The organism is Rathayibacter sp. AY1G1, from assembly GCF_002932095.1.
GTDB lineage: Bacteria > Actinomycetota > Actinomycetes > Actinomycetales > Microbacteriaceae > Rathayibacter.
Genome location: NZ_PSUZ01000008.1, coordinates 97,884 through 118,599, shown reverse-complemented (window position 1 = coordinate 118,599; position 20,716 = coordinate 97,884). Strand labels below are relative to the sequence as shown.

Here is a 20,716-nt window from a genome sequence, read left to right as displayed (position 1 = left end):
CAGACCTGCCCGGCGCCGGTCGTCTTGAGGACGAGCTTGTTTCGGCGGTGCCGGCGACCTCTCCGGGTCGGGATCCTCGGTCGCAACATGATGGGCGGAACGTTGCGCGAACCTTCCGGAGGCTTTGCGTCAGAAGGTCAATCTCTTAGGCATCTTGGCCGACAGAAGAGCACGCGTATATCCGCGAGCACTCCGTGGACTACGTCGTTGTGCACAAGGTCGACCGCCTCGCGCGCAACCGGGAGGACGACGTCGAGATCATGAAGCAGTTGACCGCCGCGAACGTCGCCTTAATCTCGGCCACGGAGAGCATCGACCAATCGCCGTCAGGTGCGCTCCTTCACGGCATCATGTCCTCGATCGCCGAGTTCTACTCGCGCAACCTCGCGCACGAGGTCACCAAGGGCATGACGCAGAAGGTACAGAAGGGCGGGACCCCAGGCCGGGCTCCGCTCGGGTACCTGAACGTCCGCGAGTTCGACAGCGACGGACGCGAGAGCCGAACCGTTCGCCCAGACGCCGACCGAGCTCCGCTCATCACCTGGGCCTTCCACCGTTACACCGAGCCGAGCGTCAGCCTGTCGCAGCTCGCCCTCGAACTCGCTCAGCGGGGACTCACCACTCGACGACCTCCGCCGGTACCGTCACGAGCGCTCACCGACACGGACCTCCACAAGATCCTGATCAACTCGTACTACCTCGGCCTGGTCTCGTTCTCGGGCGCGACCTACGCCGGCAAGCACGAGCCCCTGATCGATCAAGAGACGTGGGACAAGGTGCAGGACGCGCTGCAGTCGCGTCGCTCCGGCGAGCGCCGACGTCGCCACGACCACTACCTCAAGAGCACCGTGTACTGCGGGAACTGCCACAACCGGCTGATCGTGCAGATGACGCGGTCGAAGTCGGGCGAGATCTACCCTTACTTCTACTGCTCAGCACGTCAGGCGAAGCGGAACGACTGTACGCAGAAGGCCGTCCTCATCCACGTCGTGGAGGAGAAGATCGTCGAGGAGTACAAGAAGAGTCTCCGGCTCGACCGCATGCCCCGAGACGACCTCGAGCGACTGTTCCACGACGAGCTCGTGGCCACCCGAGGCGACGCCGAGCGCCAACAAGCACAGATCAAGACGGACTTAGAGCGTCTCGAACGCGAGCAGCTGCGGCTCCTTCAGGCTCACTACGCAGACGCGATCTCGCTCGACCTGTTCAAGAAGGAGCAGGACCGCATCCGCGCTGAGCGGACGATCGCCGAGCGGGACGAAGCGAGGCTCACCCAGGACGTGGCCGATGTCGAGCACGCGATCCGGCTCGCCCTCAATGTGACCGCGGAGTGTGCCAGCGCATACGGCGGGGCACCGGACCATGTGAAGAGGCTCTTCAATCAAGTCTTCCTCGAGCGTGTTCTCGTTCATGCGGACGAGACCATCACCGTCGAGTTGAACGAGCCGTTCGCGACGATCGCCTCGACCGCCATTCAGCTCGCAGCACACGAAAAAAGCACCACTCGAAAGAGTGGTGCTCGGAGCCTCAGCAGCTTCCTGGAAGCCGAGATCGGCGCCGTCTCGGCGTTTTTCTCTGGCAAGGGTCTTGGTGACGACACTGTGGTGCCCCTGGAGGGACTCGAACCCCCAACCTGCTCCTTAGGACGGAGTCGCTCTTCCATTGAGCTACAGAGGCTGGCCGAGCCAGTGTACCCGCCGTGCCCCGCCCCCCGCGAAGCGACGACAAGGCCGCACCACAACGCCAGCGAAGCACGCCACGGCCCTCGTCGCGGCGACTGCGCGGCACACCCCTCTTGACACGAAGGCCTCCCGCCTCCATGGTTAGTTACAACACCAACTAACCACCCAACCCAGCACCGAAGGAGCCCGCGTGGACGACTCCCGCCCGCTCTTCCTGCAGATCGCCGAGCAGATCGAGAACGACATCATCGACGGCGCGCTGCCGGAGGAGTCGCAGGTCCCGTCGACCAACGAGTTCGCCGCGTTCCACCGCATCAACCCGGCCACCGCCGGCAAGGGCGTGAACCTGCTCGTCGACGACGGGGTGCTCTACAAGAAGAGGGGGATCGGCATGTTCGTCGCCGAGGGGGCGCGCGACCGGCTGGTCGAGAAGCGCCGCACGCAGTTCCGCGACCAGTTCGTCGCTCCGCTGCTCGCCGAGGCCGCCAAGCTCGGCCTCAGCACCGAGCAGCTCGCCGACATGATCACAGAAGGGGGATCGCGATGAGCGCGGTCATCGAGGTCCACGACCTCACCAAGAACTACGGACGCATGCGCGCCGTCGACGGCATCGGCTTCGCGCTGGAGGAGAACCGCATCCACGGCCTCCTCGGCCGCAACGGCGCGGGCAAGACGACACTGATGTCGCTGCTCACCGGCCAGGAGTTCGCCAGCTCGGGCGAGATCCGCGTCTTCGGGCAGTCGCCTGTGGAGAACGCCGCCGTCCTCTCCCGCACCTGCTTCATCAAGGAGAGCCAGAAGTACCCCGACGACTTCAAGGTGAAGCACGTCCTGCGCAGCGCTCCCTGGTTCTTCGACGGCTGGGACGAGGCGTTCGCCCGCGAGCTCGTCGAGGACTTCCGCCTCCCGGTCGACCGCAAGATCAAGAAGCTCTCCCGCGGACAGCTCTCGGCGATCGGAGTGATCGTCGGTCTCGCCTCCCGCGCCCCGCTCACGTTCTTCGACGAGCCGTACCTGGGGCTGGACGCCGTCGCCCGGCAGCTGTTCTACGACCGCCTCCTCCAGGACTTCGCCGAGCACCCGCGCACGGTCGTCCTCTCCACCCACCTCATCGACGAGGTCAGCAGCCTGCTCGAGCACGTCCTCGTCATCGACCAGGGCCGCCTCGTCGTGGACAGCGACGCGGAGGAGCTGCGGGGTGCCGCGGCGACGGTCATCGGACCCCGGCAGGCCGTCGAGTCGTTCACCGCCGGCCGCGAGGTCATCGCCCGCTCCGCTCTCGGCAGCCGCGCCTCGGCCACGCTCCCCCGGCTCGACGACGCCGGCCGCGCCTCCGCCGCCCGCCACGGGCTCGAACTCGAGTCCGTCCCCCTCCAGCAGCTCGTCGTCCAGCTCACCACCGGGAAGGCCTCGGAATGACCGCCCTCACCGGCGCCCCCGCGCGCCACGACACCGCCGCCGGCCGCCTCGGCAGCATCGTCCGCCTGCACTTCGCGAACCCCGCCACCATCCTCTATACGCCGCTGATCATCACGGCCGTCATCCTGGCGGGCAACCTGGTCGTCTGGTGGCTGATCCTCCGCGGGCTCGACTCCGGCGAGCGCCTCGAGGCGCAGGAGGGGATGACCTACTCCGGCGCGTCCTTCTTCCTCTTCGTCTACATGATGGTCGTGGCCGTCCAGTCGGTGAACGTCACCTTCGGCCTCGCCCTCGGCTACGGCGCCACCCGCCGCGACTTCTCCCTCGGCACGGCCCTCACCTTCGTCGCCCTCTCGGTCTTCTACACCGGCGTCTTCGTGGTCCTCGGGATCGTGGAGCGGGCGACCGACGGCTGGGGCTTCGGCGGCAGCTTCTTCCGCTCGATCTACTTCGGCGGGGACTCCGTGGGCGAGCAGGCTGTCGCGGTGCTCTGCGCCCTGCTCTTCTTCTTCTTCATCGGAGCGGCGACGGCGGCGGTCTACGTGCGCTGGCGCCAGCGCGGGATGCTGCTCTTCTTCGGGATCCTCGGCGCCCTCCTGCTGGCCGTGATCACCCTCCTCACGCTCACCGAGAACTGGCCCGCCGTCGGCTCCTTCTTCGGCAGCGTCGGATACGCGGGCGGCTACGCCCTCTCGCTCATCCCGACCGCGATCGCCGGAGTCGCGGGCTGGGCGATCCTCCGCCGCGCCACCCCGCGCAGCAGCTGACACCACCGCCACCGATCCGAGAGGACCGACCATGACCGCCCCCGCCCGCCGCTCCGCCTCCCCGCGGAGGATCCTCTCCGTCCTGAGGCTCCACCTCGCCCACCCCGGGACGGTCCTCGGCTGGCCGCTGCTCGTCCTGCTCGCCGTCCTCGCCGGCAACCTCGTGATCTGGTGGCTCGTCCTCCGCGGGATCGGGGCCGAGCGGGGCGGCGGCGACTCGGGCATCCTGCTCGTGGGGCCGGGGATGCTGATCGTCGTCTTCCTCTTCATCGGCTCCATCCAGGCCACGACCGCCACCTTCGGGCTGGCGCTGAGCTACGGAGCGACCCGGCGCGACCACGTCCTCGGCAGCGCCCTCGCCTTCGCGGCACTGTCCGTGCTCTGGTCCGCGATCGTCGTGGCCCTCGGGGTGCTCGAGGAGGCGACCGGGGGCTGGTGGCTGGGTGGCGCGCTCTTCCTCGCCTCCCCCCTCGACGGTCCGTGGCACGAGCGCTTCGTCGTCCTGCTCTGCTCGCTCCTCGCCGCCTTCGCCCTCGGCGGAGCAGCGGGCGCGGTCTTCCTCCGCTGGCGGGAGCGCGGAGTGACGGCCTTCCTCCTCGCCCTCGGAGCGGTGGCACTCGCGGTGGTCGTCGTCGTCGCTCTCGCCGGGGGCCGGCCGGTCGTGGTGGACGTCCTCGAGAGCGCGGGCACCGCCGGAGCCGCCGCTCTGCTCCTCGTCCCCGCCGCGCTCCTGACGGCGGTCGGCTCGCTGGTCCTCCGCCGGGCGACGCCGCGCGGCTGACCCCCTCCGGAACCGGGCCTGCAAGGCCCTTCCGCCCCGGGCGTCCGGATGCCAGCGTGGGCACATGGCCGACTCCCCCGCTCCGTCCCTCCTGCCCGTCCCCGAGCACAGCTGGATCGCGCGACCCGCCGACGCCGAGCTGACCCAGGACACTCTCGACACGGTCGACGCCTGGTGGCGCGCCGCGAACTACCTCGCGGTCGGACAGATCTACCTGCTCGCGAACCCGCTCCTGAAGACCCCGTTGAGCCGGGAGGACATCAAGCCCCGCCTGCTCGGCCACTGGGGCACGACCCCCGGCCTCAACCTGATCTACGCGCACCTGAACCGCGCGATCCGCGAGCGCCGCCAGCCGACCCTCTACATCACCGGTCCCGGCCACGGCGGACCGGGCATGGTCGCCAACGCCTACCTCGACGGCACCTACAGCGAGATCTACTCCCACATCGACGAGTCGGAGGAGGGGCTGCGCCGCCTCTTCCGCCAGTTCAGCTTCCCCGGGGGCATCCCCAGCCACGCCGCCCCCGAGACTCCGGGCAGCATCCACGAGGGCGGAGAGCTCGGGTACGCGCTGAGCCACGCGTACGGAGCGGCCTTCGACAACCCGGACCTCCTGGTCGCGGCGGTCGTCGGCGACGGCGAGGCCGAGACCGGCCCGCTCGCCACCAGCTGGCACTCCAACAAGTTCGTGAACCCGCTCACCGACGGCGTTGTCCTGCCGATCCTGCACCTCAACGGCTGGAAGATCGCGAACCCGACCGTCCTCGCCCGCATCCCGCAGGAGGAGCTCGACAGCCTCCTCCGCGGGTACGGCCACGAGCCGTTCCTCGTCGAGGGCGGCTTCGACGGCGAGGACCCGATGCGCGTGCACGAGCGGTTCGCCGACGTCCTGGACACGGTGCTCGACCGCATCGCGGCGATCAAGGAGCGCGCCGCCGCCGGCGACCTCTCACGCCCGGCCTGGCCGATGATCGTGCTGAAGACCCCGAAGGGCTGGACCTGTCCGACCGAGATCGACGGCGTCCAGGTGGAGGGCACCTACCGCTCGCACCAGGTTCCGCTGCCCAACGCCCGCGACACCGAGGCGCACACCCGGCTCCTCGAGGACTGGCTCCGCTCCTACCGGCCCGAGGAGCTCTTCACCGAGGAGGGCGGCGTGGTCGACCGCGTCCGCTCGCTGGCCCCCGAGGGCGAGCTGCGGATGAGCGCGACCCCGCACGCGAACGGCGGGCTGCTGCGGCAGACTCTCGACCTGCCCGACTTCCGCCGCTACGAGGTCGTCGTGGAGCAGCCGGGTGGCACCGTCGCGGAGGCGACCAAGGTGCTCGGCGAATGGCTCGCCGACGTCATCCGCGCCAACCCGACCAACTTCCGCCTCTTCGGGCCGGACGAGGTCGCGAGCAACCGGTTGCAGTCCGTCTACGCCGCCACCGACAAGCAGTGGGACGCCGAGCTCAGCCCCCTCGACGACCACCTGGCTCGCGCCGGGCGGGTCATGGAGGTGCTCTCGGAGCACCAGTGCCAGGGGTGGCTGGAGGGCTACCTGCTCACCGGCCGCCACGGGCTCTTCACCTGCTACGAGGCGTTCATCCACATCATCGACTCGATGTTCAACCAGCACGCGAAGTGGCTGGACGGCACCCGCGACATCGAGTGGCGCCGCCCGATCGCGAGCCTCAACTACCTGCTCTCGAGCCACGTCTGGCGCCAGGACCACAACGGCTTCAGCCACCAGGACCCGGGCTTCATCGACCACGTCGTCAACAAGAAGCCCGAGGTCGTGCGCGTCTACCTGCCCTTCGACGCGAACACGCTCCTCTCGACCTACGACCACTGCCTCCGGAGCGTGGACTACGTCAACGTGGTCGTCGCCGGCAAGCAGCCCTCGCCCCAGTGGCTCACGATGGCGGAGGCGGTCGCGCACTGCACGCGGGGCCTCGGCATCCTGGAGTGGGCGAGCAGCGAGCGGCAGGGCGAGTCCCCGGACGTCGTGCTCGCCTGCGCGGGCGACGTGCCGACCCTCGAGACCCTCGCGGCGGTGAGCATCCTCCGCGAGACGCTGCCGGACCTTGCGATCCGCACGGTCAACGTGGTCGATCTGATGCGTCTGATGTCGGAGTCGGAGCACCCGCACGGCCTCTCCGACCGCGAGTTCGATGCGGTCTTCACCCCCGACCGCCCGATCGTGTTCGCGTACCACGGCTATCCGTGGCTGATCCACCGCCTGACCTACAAGCGGACCGGCCACGGCAACCTGCACGTGCGCGGGTACAAGGAGAACGGCACCACCACCACTCCCTTCGACATGGTGATGCTCAACGACCTCGACCGTTACTCGCTGGTGATCGACGTCATCGACCGGACCCCCGGCCTCGGCGCCCGCGCCGCCGGTCTCCGCCAGGAGATGCAGGACGCCCGCATCCGCGCCCGCGCCTACACCCGCGAGCACGGCGAGGACATCCCCGAGGTCGCGAACTGGACCTGGGCCGGCGAGCGCTCCGGCAACGCCAGCCAGAGCACCGGCAACGACAACGAATAGCGCCGGGTCGCGCACCACGCCCTCCACTGACGGGTCGCGGTCGTGTCGCTGGCAAGGCGGAGGAGGAAGCGATACCGGCGGTATCGCGCCCGACGACAACGCCGCCAGCGGCGCGACCGCGGCCCGTCAGGCGGCGGGAGCCAGGTAGTCGTCCCAGTCGGGCTGCGTCCGCTCCGCGCCGCGCACGAGCCAGGAGCCGGCGCGCGGCATCCGGGGGACGGTGCGCAGACGCCATCCCATCTCGTGCGGGGTGCGGTCGCTCTTGACGTTGTTGCAGCGCTGGCAGCAGGCGACGAGGTTCTCCCACGTGTCCCGGCCCCCGCGCGACTTGGGCTGGATGTGGTCGATCGTCGCCGCGTGCTGACCGCAGTAGCCGCAGCGGTGGTTGTCCCGGCGGAGCACGCCCCGGCGCGATACCGGCACACTCCGGCCGCTCGGGATGCGCACGTACCGGGTCAGCACGATCACCGAGGGCCGCACGTGGTCGCCGTGCGCGCTGTGCACCGGATTGCCCTCGTCCGCGGCGATCACGGTCGCCTTCTCCGTCATCAGCAGGACCAGGGCCCGCTTGAACGACACCACCGCGAGCGGCTCGTAGCCGGCGTTGAGAACCAGAGTGCGCATCAGTGACCTCCGTGCTGTCGCACGCCGTCACGCGAAAGCGCCGCGACCACGAGCAAGGGCGCCGTCGTGATGACGGCGCCCTGCGAGGCCGCGGCGGAGTGCCGCGCGATGACGTGGAGTCGTATCCGCGTGTCGGAGGAGTGCACCGCCGCGGTGAGGACCCGCGCGCGTATCGAATCGGCCGGCCGCACGCGCGAGCGCAGCCCCACGCTGTGGCGCCCGCTCCGCTCGGCCATCCCGGCACTCCGTCCCTCGACGAATCGATCCGCTCGCCACGCGAGCGGACTGGGGTTCAGGTTAACCCTTCACGCCCGGAACACCAGGGGTCGGTCCGGATTCGTCACGCGGCGTTCACACGGCGGGACGACGAGAGCCCGCCCCCTCCAGGAGGGGACGGGCTCTCGAGCGGATCGACCGGGTCAGCCGTTGATGCGCACGATCCGGTAGTCGGAGGTCCACAGCGGCTGCACGCGGACGCTCGCGCCCTCGTACGGCGCGTGCAGGATGTTGCCGTTGCCCGCGTAGAAGCCGTCGTGGCCGTCCATGATGACGAGGTCGCCGGGCTGCGCGTCGGCGAGCGAGACGGGGGTGCCCATGGCGCCCTGGCCCGCAGCCGAGTGCGGCATCGAGATGCCGTACTGGGCGAAGACGTACATCACGAAGCCGGAGCAGTCGAAGCCGCTCGGGTCGGCTCCACCGAAGACGTAGGGCACGCCCTGGTACTGCATCGCCGTATCGAACACCGCCGGGAGGCTGTAGCTGGTGGTCGGGGCGGCGGCCGCGATCTCGCTGGCCGAGGCGCCGGAGTAGGAGTTGAACTCCTCGGCGGTCTCGGCGCGCGCCTCCGCGACGTCGCTCGTGTCGACGACGGGCTCGGCCACCACGACGGGCTCGGGCTCCGGTGCGGGCGGCGGGGGCGCCGCCTCGGCCGAGAAGCCGTCGCGGGCGATCGCGGCCTGCACCACTCCGCCGTCGACGGCGACGGTCTGCGCGGAGCCCTGGCGGAGGAGGTCGGCTCGCGACGCCGCGAACAGGCCGTCGTCCTGGCTGCCCGGAGTGAAGGCGTAGGCAGGGAGCGCCATGGTCGCGACCAGCGCGCCGGCGAAGCCGACCATCGCGACCTTGCCGACGACACGGCCCCGGCGCTTGCGCGGGGTCCCGGCCGGCGACGGCACGAAGTCGGTGATGTCCGCGCGGCGGGCAGGAGCTACGGGAACGGCGCGACGGGAGACGGGTGCGTCCCCGTGGATCCGGGCGCGGATGACCGGGGGCCGGTTCTCGAAGGTCGCGTCGCCGGAGCGGTCGGGGTGGTTGGAGCGGAACCGGTCGGGTGAGCCGGCGTCCTCGTTCGGGGTGAGGGGGTTCTGGGGCAAGGGGGAGATCCTCCGACGTCCCCTCAGCCCAGGCAGCTGTCCCGTCTCATGCACGAAGCATCGGTGTGCACAGGATCCGAGACGGGTGTGGGGGCGTCGGATCCCGCGCCCTGGGACCGAGGCTCGGCCGCAGGGCTCCACAGAGCGTAAGCGACCGTTACCGATTTGTCACCTTCTCGGCGGGAAGAGACCGCTCTCCCGTTCGCCTCCGGTCACCGGATGCGGTAAGGGGGCCGTACGGGCCGCTCCCAGGGAGACGCGGGTCAGACGACGAGGAAGATGTGCGCCGCGACCTCGTTCGGCAGCTCGATGCCCGCCTCGGCGCCGTCGATGCGAGCGAGCACGTAGCCGTTGAGGGCCGAGAACTCGCCCTCGGCACCGGGGACGACGCCGGCCTGCTTGAGCTGGAGGAGGAGCTCCGGATCGACCTGCGCCGGCTCGCCGAGGCGTCGGACGACGCCGCGGCGGGGCTCGCTCGACCCCGCGACGAAGCGCGGCAGGCTGATGACGCCGTCGGCGAAGCGGGAGGCGGGGGTGTCGCCGAGCTCGTCCAGGCCCGGGATCGGATTGCCGTAGGGCGACTCCGTCGGGTGGTCGAGCATCTCGAGGAGACGGCGCTCGACCTGCTCGCTCATCACGTGCTCCCAGCGGCAGGCCTCCTCGTGCACGAACTCCCAGTCGAGCTTGATGACGTCGTGGAGGAGCCGCTCGGCGAGGCGGTGCTTGCGCATGACGTGGATCGCCTTGCGGCGGCCGTCGGAGGTGAGCTCGAGGTGGCGGTCGCCCGAGACGACGACGAGGCCGTCGCGCTCCATGCGACCGACGGTCTGCGACACGGTCGGCCCGGAGTGGCTGAGCCGCTCCGAGATGCGCGCGCGCAGCGGGATGATGTTCTCCTCCTCGAGCTCGAGGATGGTGCGCAGGTACATCTCGGTGGTGTCGATCAGATCCGTCATCTCAGCCTTCCCGTCTCGGCGCGCTCCACCCTAGTGGTCGCCTCGACGCAGCATCGGCGCTGCGGCGCGACGCAGGCCTCCGTCGCTCGGAGGAGGGGTGCGGGCCGGGAACCCTAGTATTAACGCATGCCGGACCTCACCATTCCTCGCGAGCTGCTCCCCCACGACGGACGGTTCGGCTGCGGCCCGTCCAAGGTGCGGCACGACCAGCTCGCCCACCTCGCGACGCAGGGCGCGCACCTCCTCGGGACCTCGCACCGCCAGGCGCCCGTCAAGGACCTCGTCGGGCGCGTGCGCGAGCACCTCGCCACGCTGTTCCGCATCCCCGACGGCTACGAGGTCCTGCTGGGCAACGGCGGCTCGACCGCCTTCTGGGACGCCGCCGCCTTCTCCCTCATCGAGCGCCGCGCCGAGAACCTCACGTTCGGCGAGTTCGGCCAGAAGTTCGCGGCCGCCGCCTCCGCGCCGTTCCTCGAGCCGGCCCACGTCGTCTCCGCCCCCGCTGGGTCCCGGAGCGAGGTCGAGATCGTCGAGGGGATCGACGTGTACGCGTGGCCCCACAACGAGACGAGCACCGGAGTGATGGCCCCGGTCCGCCGGGTCCGCGGCGACGAGGGCGCGCTCACCGTCATCGATGCCACCAGCGCGGCGGGCGGCATCGACGTCGACATCGCCGAGGCCGACGTCTACTACTTCGCCCCGCAGAAGAACTTCGCCTCCGACGGCGGACTCTGGTTCGGCCTCTTCTCCCCCGCCGCGATCGAGCGGATCGAGCGCATCGCGGCGAGCGGCCGCTACATCCCCGAGTTCCTGAGCCTCAAGAACGCCGTCGACAACTCGCGCCTGAACCAGACGCTGAACACTCCGGCGCTCTCGACCCTCCTGCTGATGGAGTCGCAGCTCGAGTGGATGAACGCCTCGGGCGGCCTGGCCTGGGCGTCGGCGCGCACGGCTGAGTCCTCCTCCACGATCTACGACTGGGCCGAGGCCTCGAGCCTCGCCACCCCGTTCGTCGAGGTGCCCGAGCACCGCTCCCAGGTCGTCGCGACCGTCGACTTCGACGCCTCCGTCGATGCCGCTCTCGTCGCGAAGATCCTCCGCGCGAACGGGATCGTCGACACGGAGCCGTACCGCAAGCTCGGCCGCAACCAGCTGCGCGTGGCGACGTTCGTCGCGATCGAGCCGGACGACGTCCGCTCGCTGCTCGGCTGCATCGACCACGTCCTCGAGCGCCTGGCGGTCTGAGGCACGCCATGCGGCTGTGGCTGCGCGAGGAGGAGCGGCGGCCCGCGCCGCCGCCCTACGCGAGCGACGACGCGACGGCTCTGCTGGTCGGGTGCGCCGTCTGGGCGGTCGCGCTCGTGGCCGTGCTCGTGGCGACGGCCGTCGGAGCCGTCATCGAGCCGGTCGTTCTGTCGACCGTCGTGATCGGACTGGTCCTCGGCACGATCGGGCTGTTCTACAGCCGCAACCGCCGCTAGACCGCGTCGGTCTCCATCCGGAGTCCGGTGCCGTCGGCCTCGGGCTCGAGACGGACGCGCAGGCCGGTGAACTCGCCGAGGCGCTCGACGTGGGTGCCGCCGCAAGCGATCGCGGCGTCCCCCGCGGGGAGGGTGCAACGCCAGGTCCGCCGCGTGCTGAGGAGGTCGTCGTCGCGCTCGATGCGCACCTCCGCGTCCGAGGCGATCCACTCGGCGAGGAGGGCGTTCACCCGCTCCTGCACCTCGAGGATCTCCGCCAGCAGGCGGGCGGTGTCCATCCCGCTGCGTCGGAGGGACTTGCCGAGGCGGTAAACGTCGGTGGAGCCGGACTCGCGGATCCGCGAGGTCTGGATCGCCGCCTGGTCGAAGTCCGGGTTCCCGAGAGCGTCGGTGCGCGCCGGCTTCGACCAGAACGAGGCCAGAGCGGCGTTCAGGGCGAGGGAGGCGAGGTGGCAGGCGGTGTGCCCACGGGAGAGCTCGTGCCGGTGCTCCGTGTCGACCTCGACGTCGACCTCGTCGTCCACGTGGAGTGAGGAGGCGTCGTCGACGATGTGGACGACGACGAAGCTCCACTCCGGAGTGCCGAGCCGCGCCGGGAGCCGCTCGCCGACGTGCAGCTCGCCGCCCTGCCACGCCCCGATGAGGCAGTCGATGAGGGGAAGCCGCTCCCGCGCCACGACCAGCGCACCGCGGTCGGGCCCCTGGTCGGGCCAGGTCGGGTCGACGGGGTGAGCGGAGGTCGCATCGAGGACGACCGCCAAGCGGCCGTCCTGCAGCCGGCCCACGTGCTGCACGCGCCCGGAGGAGCGCACGGTGCCGTCGGGATAGGCGATGCGGGTGTCGGAGTCGATGCTCATCGGGCGGCGCCGGACCGGATCAGCGGCGACGGCGACGGCGACGGGTGGCGGGGGCGGGAGCGGGTTCGGGCTCGACGTCGTCGGAGTCCTCGTCGTCGGAGTCGTCGTCCGGGTCGTCGTCGTCGTCGGAGTCGTCCTCGTCCGAGTCCTCGTCGTCCGAGTCTTCGTCGTCATCCGAGTCGTCGCCCGAGTCCTCGTCCTCGTCCGAGTCCTCGTCCTCGTCGGAGTCGTCGTCCGACTCGTCGTCGAGGTCGTCTTCCTCGGCGTCCTCGAGCTCGTCGTCGTCCGCGTCCTCGACCTCCTCGCCGAGCGCGTCCTGCGCGGTCTGGTAGTCGGCGAGACGCACGGACCACGGCACCCAGTCCGGAGCGAGGACCGCGCCCTCACCCGGCAGCAGCTCGACCTCCAGGACGTTCACGTCCTCGGTCTCGTCGATCCGGGACAGCGTCGCCGTCCACAGCCAACCCGGGTACCCGCGCATGAGGTTCGCGAACTGCAGCGACACGACGTGCTCGCCCTGCGCCAGAGTCGTGACCAGCTCGCCGATCGTCCCCTCGGGGGCGATCTCGGCGAGCGCGGCGCGAGCGACATCGAGAGACCCCGCGAGCACGGCGTCCGCCTCGTAGACGGGCTCGGGAGCCTCGTCCGCGGCGGCCTCGTCCGCCTCCCCCGTGGAAGCGTCGTCGTCGGCCTCGGAACGGTCGTCGGCGACGGGGCCGGAATCCTCCGCAGAAGTCGCATCCTCAGCAGGAGCCGCATCCTCAGCAGGAGCCGCATCCTCAGCAGGAGCCGCATCCTCAGCAGGAGCCGCATCCTCAGCAGGAGTCAAGTCGTCAGCAGGAGCCATGTCCTGAGCAGGAGCCGAGTCCTCAGATGTTCCCGCGTCGTCAGCAGGAACCGCATCGTCAGCAGTGGCCGCGTCCTCAGCAGGAGCCGGCACTGCAGCAGAAGCCGTGTCCGCGCCGGGAGCCCCCGCCTCAGCGGCGACATCGTCGGCCGGAGGAGTCTCCTCCGCAGAGGCGGAGTCCTCGCCAGGAGCCTCGGTCACCGGGAGGGCGGCGTCGCTCTCACCCTCGCCGGAGGGAGCCTCGTCGACAGGAGCCGCCTCGTCAGCGGCGATCTCCTCGTCGGCTCCGCTCGCGTCCTCGGCGGAGGAGTCCTCCTCGGCAGGAGTCGTGTCCGGCTCGCCGGAGTCGCCCTCTTCCGAGGACTGCTCCACGCGAGCGTCCTCCGTGGTCGGAGCGGCGACGGTCTCCTCGACCGGGCGCTGCTCGTCGGTCGTGCCGTCGGCGTCAGGCATCCAGCTCGTCCGCAACCCGGCGCAGGAGCGCCGCGATCGTGCGCCCGTGGGCCTTGTCGGGGTAGCGGCCGCGCTTGAGCCCGGCGCCGATCCCGTCGAGCAGCTTGACCGTGTCCTCCACGATCACGGACATGTCGTCCGCGGACTTCCGGTTGAGCTTCACCAGGCTCGGCGGGGCGTCGAGGACGCGCGCCGAGAGCGCCTGCGCCCCGCGCTTGCCGTCGGCGATGCCGAACTCGAGGCGGGTGCCGGCCTTGACCGCGGTCCCGGAGGGCAGCGCGGAAGCGTGCAGGAAGACCTCCTGGCCGTCATCAGTGCTGATGAAGCCGAAGCCCTTCTCCTCGTCGTAGAACTTGACCTTGCCGGTAGGCATGCAGACCCCTCCTGGAAATGAAGCAGCCATCAGTTTAGTCGACCGGGGCCGCCCTATCCTTGACGGGTGAAGCCACAGGAGCCGGCGGGCGTCGGACGCGCGGAGCGCACGCTCGCCTACATGTTCATCGCGATCATCGTCGTGACGGTCCTCGCGTTCCTCGCGATCCTGGTCGCCCCCGCGCTCGGGATCCGCGAGTACGCCGGCCCGTTCTGGCAGTTCGTCTTCGCCGTGCCGCTGGTGGGCCTGCCCATCGCGTTCCTCATGATGATCGCGATGCTCATCGTGGGGGTCCGGCGCCGCCGCGCGCAGTCCTGATCGGACGCGCTCTCCTCCTGCCGCACCGCCTCCGATCCGGCGTTCCCCGCCGCCGAGCCGGCACCGAGCGCCCGGACAACCGACTCCCAGACTCCGTACAGCCGACGGCCAGATACTGTCCTGCATGGACGGACCCCGCATTCTCATCGTCGACGACGAGCCCAACATCAGAGACCTGCTCACCACGAGCCTCCGCTTCGCCGGCTTCGCCGTGCGTGCGGTCGGCAACGGGGCCCAGGCGATCTCGGCGGTCCTCGAGGAGGAGCCGGACCTGATCATCCTCGACGTGATGCTCCCGGACATGAACGGATTCGGCGTGACCAAGCGCCTCCGCTCGGCCGGGTACACCTCCCCCATCCTCTTCCTCACGGCGAAGGACGACACCGAGGACAAGATCACGGGCCTCACCGTCGGCGGTGACGACTACGTCACGAAGCCGTTCAGCCTCGACGAGATCGTCGCGCGCATCAAGGCGATCCTCCGCCGCACCATGCACGCCGAGGAGGACGCCGTCATCCGGGCCGGCGAGCTGACGATGGACCAGGACACGCACGAGGTCCTCGTCGGCGACGAGCCGGTGGAGCTCAGCCCCACCGAGTTCAAGCTGCTCCGCTACCTGATGCTCAACCCGAACCGGGTGCTCAGCAAGGCGCAGATCCTCGACCACGTCTGGGAGTACGACTTCAACGGCGATGCGGGCATCGTCGAGTCCTACATCTCGTACCTGCGACGTAAGCTCGACACGCATTCGGAGGAATCGCTCATCCAGACCAAGCGAGGATTCGGATACATGCTGAAGGTCGCGAAGGCCTAGCCTCCGCCACCTCGGCGCCACCTCCCGCCGGAGGCGCGGCGCCCGCCGATCCCGAGGGAGTTCCACCGCCATGCACCAGGGTCTGGCCGAGCGGTGGAACTCGATTTCGTTGCGCACCAAGATCACCGCGGTCACGGTCCTCCTGCTCACGCTGGGACTCCTCGTCTCCGGGATCGGGACGATGACGATGCTGAAGCCGCAGCTCGTCGCCCAGCTCGACGCGCAGCTGGCCGACCAGGTCCAGCGGACGGCGAGCGACCTCTCCGTCAACGACCTCGCCGCGATCGACGAGTCCAAGGCCGACTTCGGCGCCGTCTACGACCAGTACGGCACGCTCGACAACACGAACGCGTCCGGCGCGGCCGACCCCGCCTTCCCGCAGACCTTCACCCTCGAGCAGGCGCTGCAGGGCGGCGACAAGCCGATGGAGATCTGGAGCTCCAACGGCAAGGTCGAGTACCACGTCATGTCGACGGTGTTCACGAGGGGCACCGAGTACCAGACGCTCCTGCTCGCGGTGTCGACCCGCAGCGTCGACGTCATCATGACGACGTACCTCACGATCTTCCTCGGCTTCGGAGTCGCGATCGTCGTGATCGGCGCACTCCTCACCCGCCTGCTGGTCACCACCACCTTCGCCCCGCTGCGCGAGGTCGAGCAGACCGCCGCCGCCATCGCCGACGGCGACTTCAGCCAGCGCCTGGACGGCACGACACCCAACACCGAGGTCGGACGCCTCAACCGCTCCCTGAACGCGATGCTCGGGCGGATCGACTCCGCCTTCCGCGACCGCGCCCGCACGATCGACCAGATGCGCCGCTTCGTCGGCGACGCCAGCCACGAGCTGCGCACCCCGCTGGTCTCCGTCCGCGGCTACGCCGAGCTGTACCGGATGGGCGCTCTGCAGACGCCCGAGGCCGTCGGCCAGGCGATGGAGCGCATCGAGAAGGAGGCGATCCGGATGGGCGGCCTGGTCGAGGACCTCCTCGAGCTCGCCCGCCTCGACGAGACGAAGCCTCTCGCACTCGCGCCCGTCGATCTGATGCCGCTCGCCCGCGACGCCGCGATGGACGCGATGGCCTCCTGGCCCGACCGCGACTTCGGCGTCGAGACCCGCGACGACACCCCCGTGGAGACGCCCGCGCTCGAGCCCGACGAGGCCGGCGCCTCCGCCACTCAGACCATGGAGCTGACGAACCCCGGGCTCACCGGCCCGATCGCCGCGGCAGGAGCGAGGCTCGCCCGATTCCGCCGGCGTCCGCGCCGGGTCAACGCCGAGGAGATCGCCGCCGGCACCGCCACCGCCCCCGAGGAGCCGGGCGTGCCCGCGATGGTGATGGCGGAGGAGAACAAGATCCGCCAGGTCCTGACGAACCTGATCGGCAACGCCGTCCGCTACACGCCCGAGGACACTCCGATCGAGATCGGCGTCGCCGTCGACCGCTCCCGCCGCCTCGCCCTGCTGGAGGTCATCGACCACGGCGAGGGCATCCCGCCGCAGATCCGCGAGAAGATCTTCCAGCGCTTCTGGCGCGCGGACACGTCGCGGACCCGCGAGACCGGCGGCAGCGGCCTCGGACTGGCGATCGTGTCCTCGATCGTCGCCGCGCACAAGGGCCGCGTGGACGTCGTCGAGACGCCGGGCGGAGGCGCGACCTTCCGCGTCGCGCTGCCGCTGCTCACGGTCGGCCAGAACGGCGAGACCTCCCCCGCCTCGGTCTGATCCGCACCGCGGTCCGTCCTTCCTCGGGGGCCCCTTCGGTCCGAGCTCTCCCGTCGACGTCCGCGAGCGGCACAGATCGATCCGCCCGAGCGACCGTGACCTCGCCCACCCGGCCCGCACGGCCGCGCACGGCCGCGCACGGCTCACTCTCTCCTCTTGGGGACCAACGGGCGGCGAGCCCGCCCGGACCGCTGGAGATGACACCCGACGCTCGACGGATGCCGCGTCGCCGGCTCTTGCAGAGTCGCCGTCCGCATCCGTTCGGCCGACGACATCTCCGCCCCGACCCCGTACGTCGCGACCCGCACCGGCGCACCCCACGCGCTTCTGGTGCCGGTGTCCGCTGAGGAGACCGAGGCGGCGCGGAGTGCGGTGCCACCGCAGGAGGACCGCCGTTGTGGTCGCGGAGCGGATTCAGAACCACCTGCCGGTTCGGTCGCCTGCTGCTCGCTCAGATGCCTCCGGAAACGCCGAAGGCGGCTCCCCCGGAGGGGAACCGCCTTCTGCGTGGTGGGGGGACGGACTAGAAGTCCATGCCTCCGGTGGGGTCGCCGCCCGCGGCGACCGGGTTCTTCTCGGGCTTGTCGGCGACGACGGCCTCCGTGGTGAGGAAGAGACCGGCGATCGACGCCGCGTTCTGCAGAGCGGAGCGCGTGACCTTGACCGGGTCGATGATGCCCGCGGCGATGAGGTCGACGTACTCGCCGGTCGCGGCGTTGAGGCCGTGTCCGGTGGGCAGCTCGCGGACCTTCGCAGCGACGACGCCGGGCTCCATGCCCGCGTTGAGGGCGATCTGCTTGAGCGGGGCGTCGATGGCGACCTTGACGATGTTCGCGCCGGTCGCCTCGTCTCCGACGAGCTCGAGCTTCTCGAAGGCGAGCTTGCCGGCCTGGATGAGGGCGACGCCACCACCGGCGACGATGCCCTCCTCGACGGCGGCCTTCGCGTTGCGGACGGCGTCCTCGATGCGGTGCTTGCGCTCCTTGAGCTCGACCTCGGTCGCCGCTCCGGCCTTGATGACCGCGACGCCGCCGGCGAGCTTCGCGAGGCGCTCCTGGAGCTTCTCGCGGTCGTAGTCGCTGTCGGTGTTCTCGATCTCGCCGCGGATCTGCGCGACGCGGCCGGCGATGGCCTCGGCGTCGCCGGCACCCTCGACGATCGTGGTCTCGTCCTTGGTGATGACGACCTTGCGGGCCGAGCCGAGCAGGTCGAGGGTGACGTTCTCGAGCTTGAGGCCGACCTCCTCGGAGATGACCTGGCCGCCGGTGAGGATCGCGATGTCCTGGAGCTGCGCCTTGCGACGGTCGCCGAAGCCGGGGGCCTTGACGGCGACCGACTTGAAGATGCCGCGGATCTTGTTGACGACCAGGGTCGCCAGCGCCTCGCCGTCGACGTCCTCGGCGATGATCAGCAGCTGCTTGCCCGCCTGGATCACCTTGTCGACGACCGGGAGCAGGTCCTTGATGTTCGAGACCTTGGAGTTGACGATGAGGATGTAGGGGTCCTCGAACACCGCCTCCTGACGGTCGGGGTCGGTCACGAAGTACTGCGACAGGTAGCCCTTGTCGAAGCGCATGCCCTCGGTGAGCTCGAGCTCGGTGCCGAAGGTGTTCGACTCCTCGACGGTGACGACGCCCTCCTTGCCGACCTTGTCGATCGCCTCGGCGATGATCGCGCCGATCTCGGGGTCCGCAGCGGAGATGGAGGCGGTCGCCGCGATCTCCTCCTTGGTCTCGATCGCCTTCGCGCCGGCGATGAGCTCGGCGGTGACGGCCTTGACGGCCTTCTCGATGCCCTTCTTGAGGCTGATCGGGTCGGCGCCGGCCGCGACGTTGCGCAGGCCCTCGCGGACGAGCGCCTGAGCGAGGACGGTCGCGGTGGTGGTTCCGTCGCCGGCGACGTCGTCGGTCTTCTTGGCGACCTCCTTGACGAGCTCGGCGCCGATCTTCTCGTACGGCTCGTCGAGCTCGATCTCCTTGGCGATGGAGACGCCGTCGTTCGTGATGGTGGGAGCGCCCCACTTCTTCTCGAGGACGACGTTGCGGCCGCGCGGGCCGAGGGTCACCTTGACCGCGTCGGCCAGAGTGTTGAGTCCACGCTCGAGGCCGCGGCGGGCTTCTTCGTCAAAAGCAATGATCTTGGCCATGTGTGTTTCTCGTCCCTCCCGGACGTCGTGAAATGTCTGTGCTGGCACTCGACCGGAGCGAGTGCCAAGGTCGATTCTGGCACTCGCGGTGGACGAGTGCAAGCGACCGGCACGCGCTCCGACACGAAGGAGCCGCCGCCCGCACGAGGCGGACGACGGCTCCCGGGAGGCTCGGCGGTCAGGCCGGGCGGACCGCTTCGGCCTGGGGGCCCTTCGACCCCGTGCCGACCTCGAACGCGACCTGCTGCCCCTCCTCGAGGACCTTGTACCCCGACATGTCGATCGCGGAGTAGTGGACGAAGACGTCCTGTCCGCCGCCGTCGACCGTGATGAAGCCGTAGCCCTTCTCAGCGTTGAACCACTTGACGGTTCCGTTCGCCATCTCTGTACTCCCCAGTGCTGTGATGCCCGCGGCACGAGCGATGTGCTGGTGCCTGGTCAGGAATACTAATCCGGCTATCGGCCCCGGGAGGGGCTGGAAAGGGCCTCGCGGGGAAGAGTTGCCCGGGATTCAACACGGAGGAAACGTGCCCGTAACAGAGGGCCCCGATCAGCCCTGCTCGGACGCGTAATCGGCCCCCAGGACCACGACGACGGAGCCCGTCTCGACGAAGTCCTGCGAGAGCAGGACGGTCCCCGTTCCGAGCGAGTCGACGAGACCGAGGGCCGCTCCCTCGAGCGCCGGGTCGGTGAAGTAGACGGTCGTGGCGGCGATGTCCTCGGTGTTCGCGTTCGCGACGGTCGGGACGCTCCAGCCGGCCGTCGTCAGGGCGTCGCCGGCGCTGGCGGCGAGTCCGACGGTGGCGGTGCCGTTGAGGACGGCGACGGCGAGCTCGGGATCGAGCGTCGCGGCAGCGGTCGGAGCCGCCTCCGCGGTCGCGGTGGGCGGAGTGAACACGTCCGTGAACTGCACCCGGTCGTCGATGACCAGCAGCCCGATGAAGCCGAGCAGGACGATGACCCCGGTGGCGAGCGCGGCCCAGGCGAGCGCGACGCCGCGGGCGTGAGGGGCCGGCGGCCGGCGGTGGGCGCCGACGCGCGCCTCCGTCGCCGGGACCTCGTCGAAGCGGTCTCTCGGGTGCGTGTTCGACATCGGGGGTACGGCCGGCCTTCCGTTGGTGGACTCGAGCAGCTCGTCTACTCGAGGCGCCCGAGGCGTCGCGAGGCGCGGGCGCCGGCGCGCTGGTCGCGGATGCGCTGCAGCCGCGTGACGAGCATCGGGTCGTGCGCGAGGGCGGCCGGAGAGGCGAGCACCGCGCTGAGCACCTGATAGTAGCGGGCGGCCGACAGTCCGAACTGGGAGCGGATCGCGTCGTCCTTGTCCCCGGAGCGGGCCGTCCACTCGCGCTCGAAGGCGAGCACTCGCAGCTCGCGCTCGGACAGACCGATGCCCGGTCTCGGGTCCGTCGTCCTGCTCATCCCTCCAGGGTAGGCAGGCCCACGGCCGCCGCCGGGGAGGCGCTCCGAACGGCTCGTGACCGTGTCGCGGCATGGAGGCGGGGAGTCTCCTCCACAGCCCGCGGAGGCGGAATGGAGCCGTCGCCCCGGGGGTTGGACCAGGTG

The 20,716-nt window shown here is 70.2% G+C and carries 21 protein-coding genes, 1 tRNA gene and 1 pseudogene; 11 read left to right on the top strand and 12 right to left on the bottom strand.

Translation table 11 applies throughout. From position 1 onward, the window contains the following. Window positions 1-179 precede the first annotated feature (179 nt). Window positions 180-1,004: pseudogene (locus C5C36_RS18245) on the top strand (recombinase family protein); the annotation flags it as partial. A 129-nt stretch (window positions 1,005-1,133) separates the two neighbouring features. Here the strand turns inward: C5C36_RS18245 and C5C36_RS06435 are convergent. Both C5C36_RS06435 and C5C36_RS06430 read right to left on the bottom strand, forming a co-directional pair. Then, window positions 1,134-1,412, bottom strand: a complete 279-nt coding sequence (locus C5C36_RS06435) for a hypothetical protein (protein ID WP_104263053.1) — start codon at window positions 1,410-1,412, stop codon at window positions 1,134-1,136. A gap of 190 nt (window positions 1,413-1,602) precedes the next feature. After that, window positions 1,603-1,677: transfer RNA gene (locus C5C36_RS06430), tRNA-Arg, on the bottom strand. Between the two features lie 195 nt (window positions 1,678-1,872). On the opposite strand from C5C36_RS06430, the gene C5C36_RS06425 reads away from it, so the two are divergent. The 5 genes from C5C36_RS06425 to C5C36_RS06405 all read left to right on the top strand — a co-directional run bounded on the left by C5C36_RS06425 (window position 1,873) and on the right by C5C36_RS06405 (window position 7,188). Beyond that, window positions 1,873-2,229 (top strand): GntR family transcriptional regulator, encoded by a 357-nt coding sequence (locus tag C5C36_RS06425; protein WP_104224613.1) that lies wholly within the window; start codon window positions 1,873-1,875, stop codon window positions 2,227-2,229. Beyond that, window positions 2,226-3,101 (top strand): ABC transporter ATP-binding protein, encoded by an 876-nt coding sequence (locus tag C5C36_RS06420; protein WP_104261710.1) that lies wholly within the window; start codon window positions 2,226-2,228, stop codon window positions 3,099-3,101. The genes C5C36_RS06425 and C5C36_RS06420 overlap by 4 nt, the downstream gene beginning before the upstream one ends. Continuing rightward, on the top strand, window positions 3,098-3,868 hold the full coding sequence (locus C5C36_RS06415) for an ABC transporter permease (protein ID WP_104233881.1): 771 nt from the start codon (window positions 3,098-3,100) through the stop codon (window positions 3,866-3,868). Before C5C36_RS06420 ends, C5C36_RS06415 begins: the two co-directional genes overlap by 4 nt. 31 nt (window positions 3,869-3,899) lie before the next feature. Continuing rightward, window positions 3,900-4,649, top strand: a complete 750-nt coding sequence (locus C5C36_RS06410; protein ID WP_104263054.1) for a hypothetical protein — start codon at window positions 3,900-3,902, stop codon at window positions 4,647-4,649. Between the two features lie 64 nt (window positions 4,650-4,713). Then, window positions 4,714-7,188 carry a phosphoketolase gene (locus tag C5C36_RS06405; RefSeq protein ID WP_104255433.1) on the top strand — a complete coding sequence of 825 codons (2,475 nt, stop codon included), beginning with the start codon at window positions 4,714-4,716 and terminating at the stop codon, window positions 7,186-7,188. A 126-nt stretch (window positions 7,189-7,314) separates the two neighbouring features. Here the strand turns inward: C5C36_RS06405 and C5C36_RS06400 are convergent, their stop codons facing one another. From C5C36_RS06400 to C5C36_RS06385, 3 genes are all read right to left on the bottom strand, one after another. Then, window positions 7,315-7,812: an HNH endonuclease gene (locus C5C36_RS06400; protein WP_104224608.1), complete on the bottom strand. Its 498-nt coding sequence runs from the start codon at window positions 7,810-7,812 to the stop codon at window positions 7,315-7,317. A gap of 419 nt (window positions 7,813-8,231) precedes the next feature. After that, complete coding sequence (locus C5C36_RS17545) at window positions 8,232-9,185, bottom strand: C40 family peptidase (protein ID WP_258069031.1); 954 nt, start codon at window positions 9,183-9,185, stop codon at window positions 8,232-8,234. Window positions 9,186-9,448: 263 nt separating this feature from the next. Continuing rightward, window positions 9,449-10,141 (bottom strand): metal-dependent transcriptional regulator, encoded by a 693-nt coding sequence (locus tag C5C36_RS06385; protein ID WP_104224606.1) that lies wholly within the window; start codon window positions 10,139-10,141, stop codon window positions 9,449-9,451. 126 nt (window positions 10,142-10,267) lie between these two features. Between C5C36_RS06385 and serC the strand changes: the two genes are divergently transcribed. Both serC and C5C36_RS06375 read left to right on the top strand, forming a co-directional pair. Continuing rightward, window positions 10,268-11,386 carry a phosphoserine transaminase gene (serC, locus tag C5C36_RS06380; RefSeq protein ID WP_104263055.1) on the top strand — a complete coding sequence of 373 codons (1,119 nt, stop codon included), beginning with the start codon at window positions 10,268-10,270 and terminating at the stop codon, window positions 11,384-11,386. A gap of 8 nt (window positions 11,387-11,394) precedes the next feature. Further along, complete coding sequence (locus C5C36_RS06375) at window positions 11,395-11,622, top strand: DUF2530 domain-containing protein (RefSeq protein ID WP_104263056.1); 228 nt, start codon at window positions 11,395-11,397, stop codon at window positions 11,620-11,622. Here C5C36_RS06375 and C5C36_RS06370 read toward each other — a convergent pair. From C5C36_RS06370 to C5C36_RS06360, 3 genes are read right to left on the bottom strand one after another with little or no spacing between them, the layout of a single operon-like run. Continuing rightward, window positions 11,619-12,479, bottom strand: a complete 861-nt coding sequence (locus C5C36_RS06370) for a metal-dependent hydrolase (protein WP_104263057.1) — start codon at window positions 12,477-12,479, stop codon at window positions 11,619-11,621. The genes C5C36_RS06375 and C5C36_RS06370 overlap by 4 nt on opposite strands. 19 nt (window positions 12,480-12,498) lie before the next feature. Then, complete coding sequence (locus C5C36_RS06365; protein WP_104309428.1) at window positions 12,499-13,779, bottom strand: DUF3027 domain-containing protein; 1,281 nt, start codon at window positions 13,777-13,779, stop codon at window positions 12,499-12,501. After that, on the bottom strand, window positions 13,772-14,152 hold the full coding sequence (locus tag C5C36_RS06360) for a cold-shock protein (RefSeq protein ID WP_104224602.1): 381 nt from the start codon (window positions 14,150-14,152) through the stop codon (window positions 13,772-13,774). Before C5C36_RS06360 ends, C5C36_RS06365 begins: the two co-directional genes overlap by 8 nt. A 66-nt stretch (window positions 14,153-14,218) precedes the next feature. Between C5C36_RS06360 and C5C36_RS06355 the strand changes: the two genes are divergently transcribed. The 3 genes from C5C36_RS06355 to C5C36_RS06345 all read left to right on the top strand — a co-directional run bounded on the left by C5C36_RS06355 (window position 14,219) and on the right by C5C36_RS06345 (window position 17,007). Continuing rightward, a complete protein-coding gene (locus tag C5C36_RS06355) occupies window positions 14,219-14,470 on the top strand; it encodes a hypothetical protein (RefSeq protein WP_244229474.1) in 252 nt (83 codons plus the stop codon). A 124-nt stretch (window positions 14,471-14,594) separates the two neighbouring features. Continuing rightward, window positions 14,595-15,284, top strand: a complete 690-nt coding sequence (locus C5C36_RS06350) for a response regulator transcription factor (protein ID WP_055787731.1) — start codon at window positions 14,595-14,597, stop codon at window positions 15,282-15,284. Window positions 15,285-15,354: 70 nt separating this feature from the next. Continuing rightward, a complete protein-coding gene (locus C5C36_RS06345; RefSeq protein ID WP_104224601.1) occupies window positions 15,355-17,007 on the top strand; it encodes a HAMP domain-containing sensor histidine kinase in 1,653 nt (550 codons plus the stop codon). Window positions 17,008-17,530: 523 nt separating this feature from the next. Here C5C36_RS06345 and groL read toward each other — a convergent pair. The 4 genes from groL to C5C36_RS06325 all read right to left on the bottom strand — a co-directional run bounded on the left by groL (window position 17,531) and on the right by C5C36_RS06325 (window position 20,572). Next, on the bottom strand, window positions 17,531-19,153 hold the full coding sequence (gene groL, locus C5C36_RS06340) for a chaperonin GroEL (protein WP_104224600.1): 1,623 nt from the start codon (window positions 19,151-19,153) through the stop codon (window positions 17,531-17,533). Between the two features lie 178 nt (window positions 19,154-19,331). Next, a complete protein-coding gene (locus C5C36_RS06335) occupies window positions 19,332-19,535 on the bottom strand; it encodes a cold-shock protein (protein WP_104309427.1) in 204 nt (67 codons plus the stop codon). A 168-nt stretch (window positions 19,536-19,703) separates the two neighbouring features. Beyond that, complete coding sequence (locus C5C36_RS06330) at window positions 19,704-20,246, bottom strand: LytR C-terminal domain-containing protein (protein WP_104309426.1); 543 nt, start codon at window positions 20,244-20,246, stop codon at window positions 19,704-19,706. Window positions 20,247-20,290: 44 nt separating this feature from the next. Beyond that, on the bottom strand, window positions 20,291-20,572 hold the full coding sequence (locus C5C36_RS06325) for a DUF3263 domain-containing protein (protein ID WP_104226479.1): 282 nt from the start codon (window positions 20,570-20,572) through the stop codon (window positions 20,291-20,293). Window positions 20,573-20,716: the final 144 nt, after the last annotated feature.

Coding starts and splice junctions, on each gene's coding strand:
- C5C36_RS06435 (WP_104263053.1), bottom strand. CDS start 1,412: ATGAACGAGAACACGCTCGAGGAAGACTTGATTGAAGAGCCTCTTCAC.
- C5C36_RS06420 (WP_104261710.1), top strand. CDS start 2,226: ATGAGCGCGGTCATCGAGGTCCACGACCTCACCAAGAACTACGGACGC.
- C5C36_RS06415 (WP_104233881.1), top strand. CDS start 3,098: ATGACCGCCCTCACCGGCGCCCCCGCGCGCCACGACACCGCCGCCGGC.
- C5C36_RS06410 (WP_104263054.1), top strand. CDS start 3,900: ATGACCGCCCCCGCCCGCCGCTCCGCCTCCCCGCGGAGGATCCTCTCC.
- C5C36_RS06405 (WP_104255433.1), top strand. CDS start 4,714: ATGGCCGACTCCCCCGCTCCGTCCCTCCTGCCCGTCCCCGAGCACAGC.
- C5C36_RS06400 (WP_104224608.1), bottom strand. CDS start 7,812: ATGCGCACTCTGGTTCTCAACGCCGGCTACGAGCCGCTCGCGGTGGTG.
- C5C36_RS06385 (WP_104224606.1), bottom strand. CDS start 10,141: ATGACGGATCTGATCGACACCACCGAGATGTACCTGCGCACCATCCTC.
- serC (WP_104263055.1), top strand. CDS start 10,268: ATGCCGGACCTCACCATTCCTCGCGAGCTGCTCCCCCACGACGGACGG.
- C5C36_RS06375 (WP_104263056.1), top strand. CDS start 11,395: ATGCGGCTGTGGCTGCGCGAGGAGGAGCGGCGGCCCGCGCCGCCGCCC.
- C5C36_RS06370 (WP_104263057.1), bottom strand. CDS start 12,479: ATGAGCATCGACTCCGACACCCGCATCGCCTATCCCGACGGCACCGTG.
- C5C36_RS06365 (WP_104309428.1), bottom strand. CDS start 13,779: ATGCCTGACGCCGACGGCACGACCGACGAGCAGCGCCCGGTCGAGGAG.
- C5C36_RS06360 (WP_104224602.1), bottom strand. CDS start 14,152: ATGCCTACCGGCAAGGTCAAGTTCTACGACGAGGAGAAGGGCTTCGGC.
- C5C36_RS06350 (WP_055787731.1), top strand. CDS start 14,595: ATGGACGGACCCCGCATTCTCATCGTCGACGACGAGCCCAACATCAGA.
- C5C36_RS06345 (WP_104224601.1), top strand. CDS start 15,355: ATGCACCAGGGTCTGGCCGAGCGGTGGAACTCGATTTCGTTGCGCACC.
- groL (WP_104224600.1), bottom strand. CDS start 19,153: ATGGCCAAGATCATTGCTTTTGACGAAGAAGCCCGCCGCGGCCTCGAG.
- C5C36_RS06335 (WP_104309427.1), bottom strand. CDS start 19,535: ATGGCGAACGGAACCGTCAAGTGGTTCAACGCTGAGAAGGGCTACGGC.
- C5C36_RS06330 (WP_104309426.1), bottom strand. CDS start 20,246: ATGTCGAACACGCACCCGAGAGACCGCTTCGACGAGGTCCCGGCGACG.
- C5C36_RS06325 (WP_104226479.1), bottom strand. CDS start 20,572: ATGAGCAGGACGACGGACCCGAGACCGGGCATCGGTCTGTCCGAGCGC.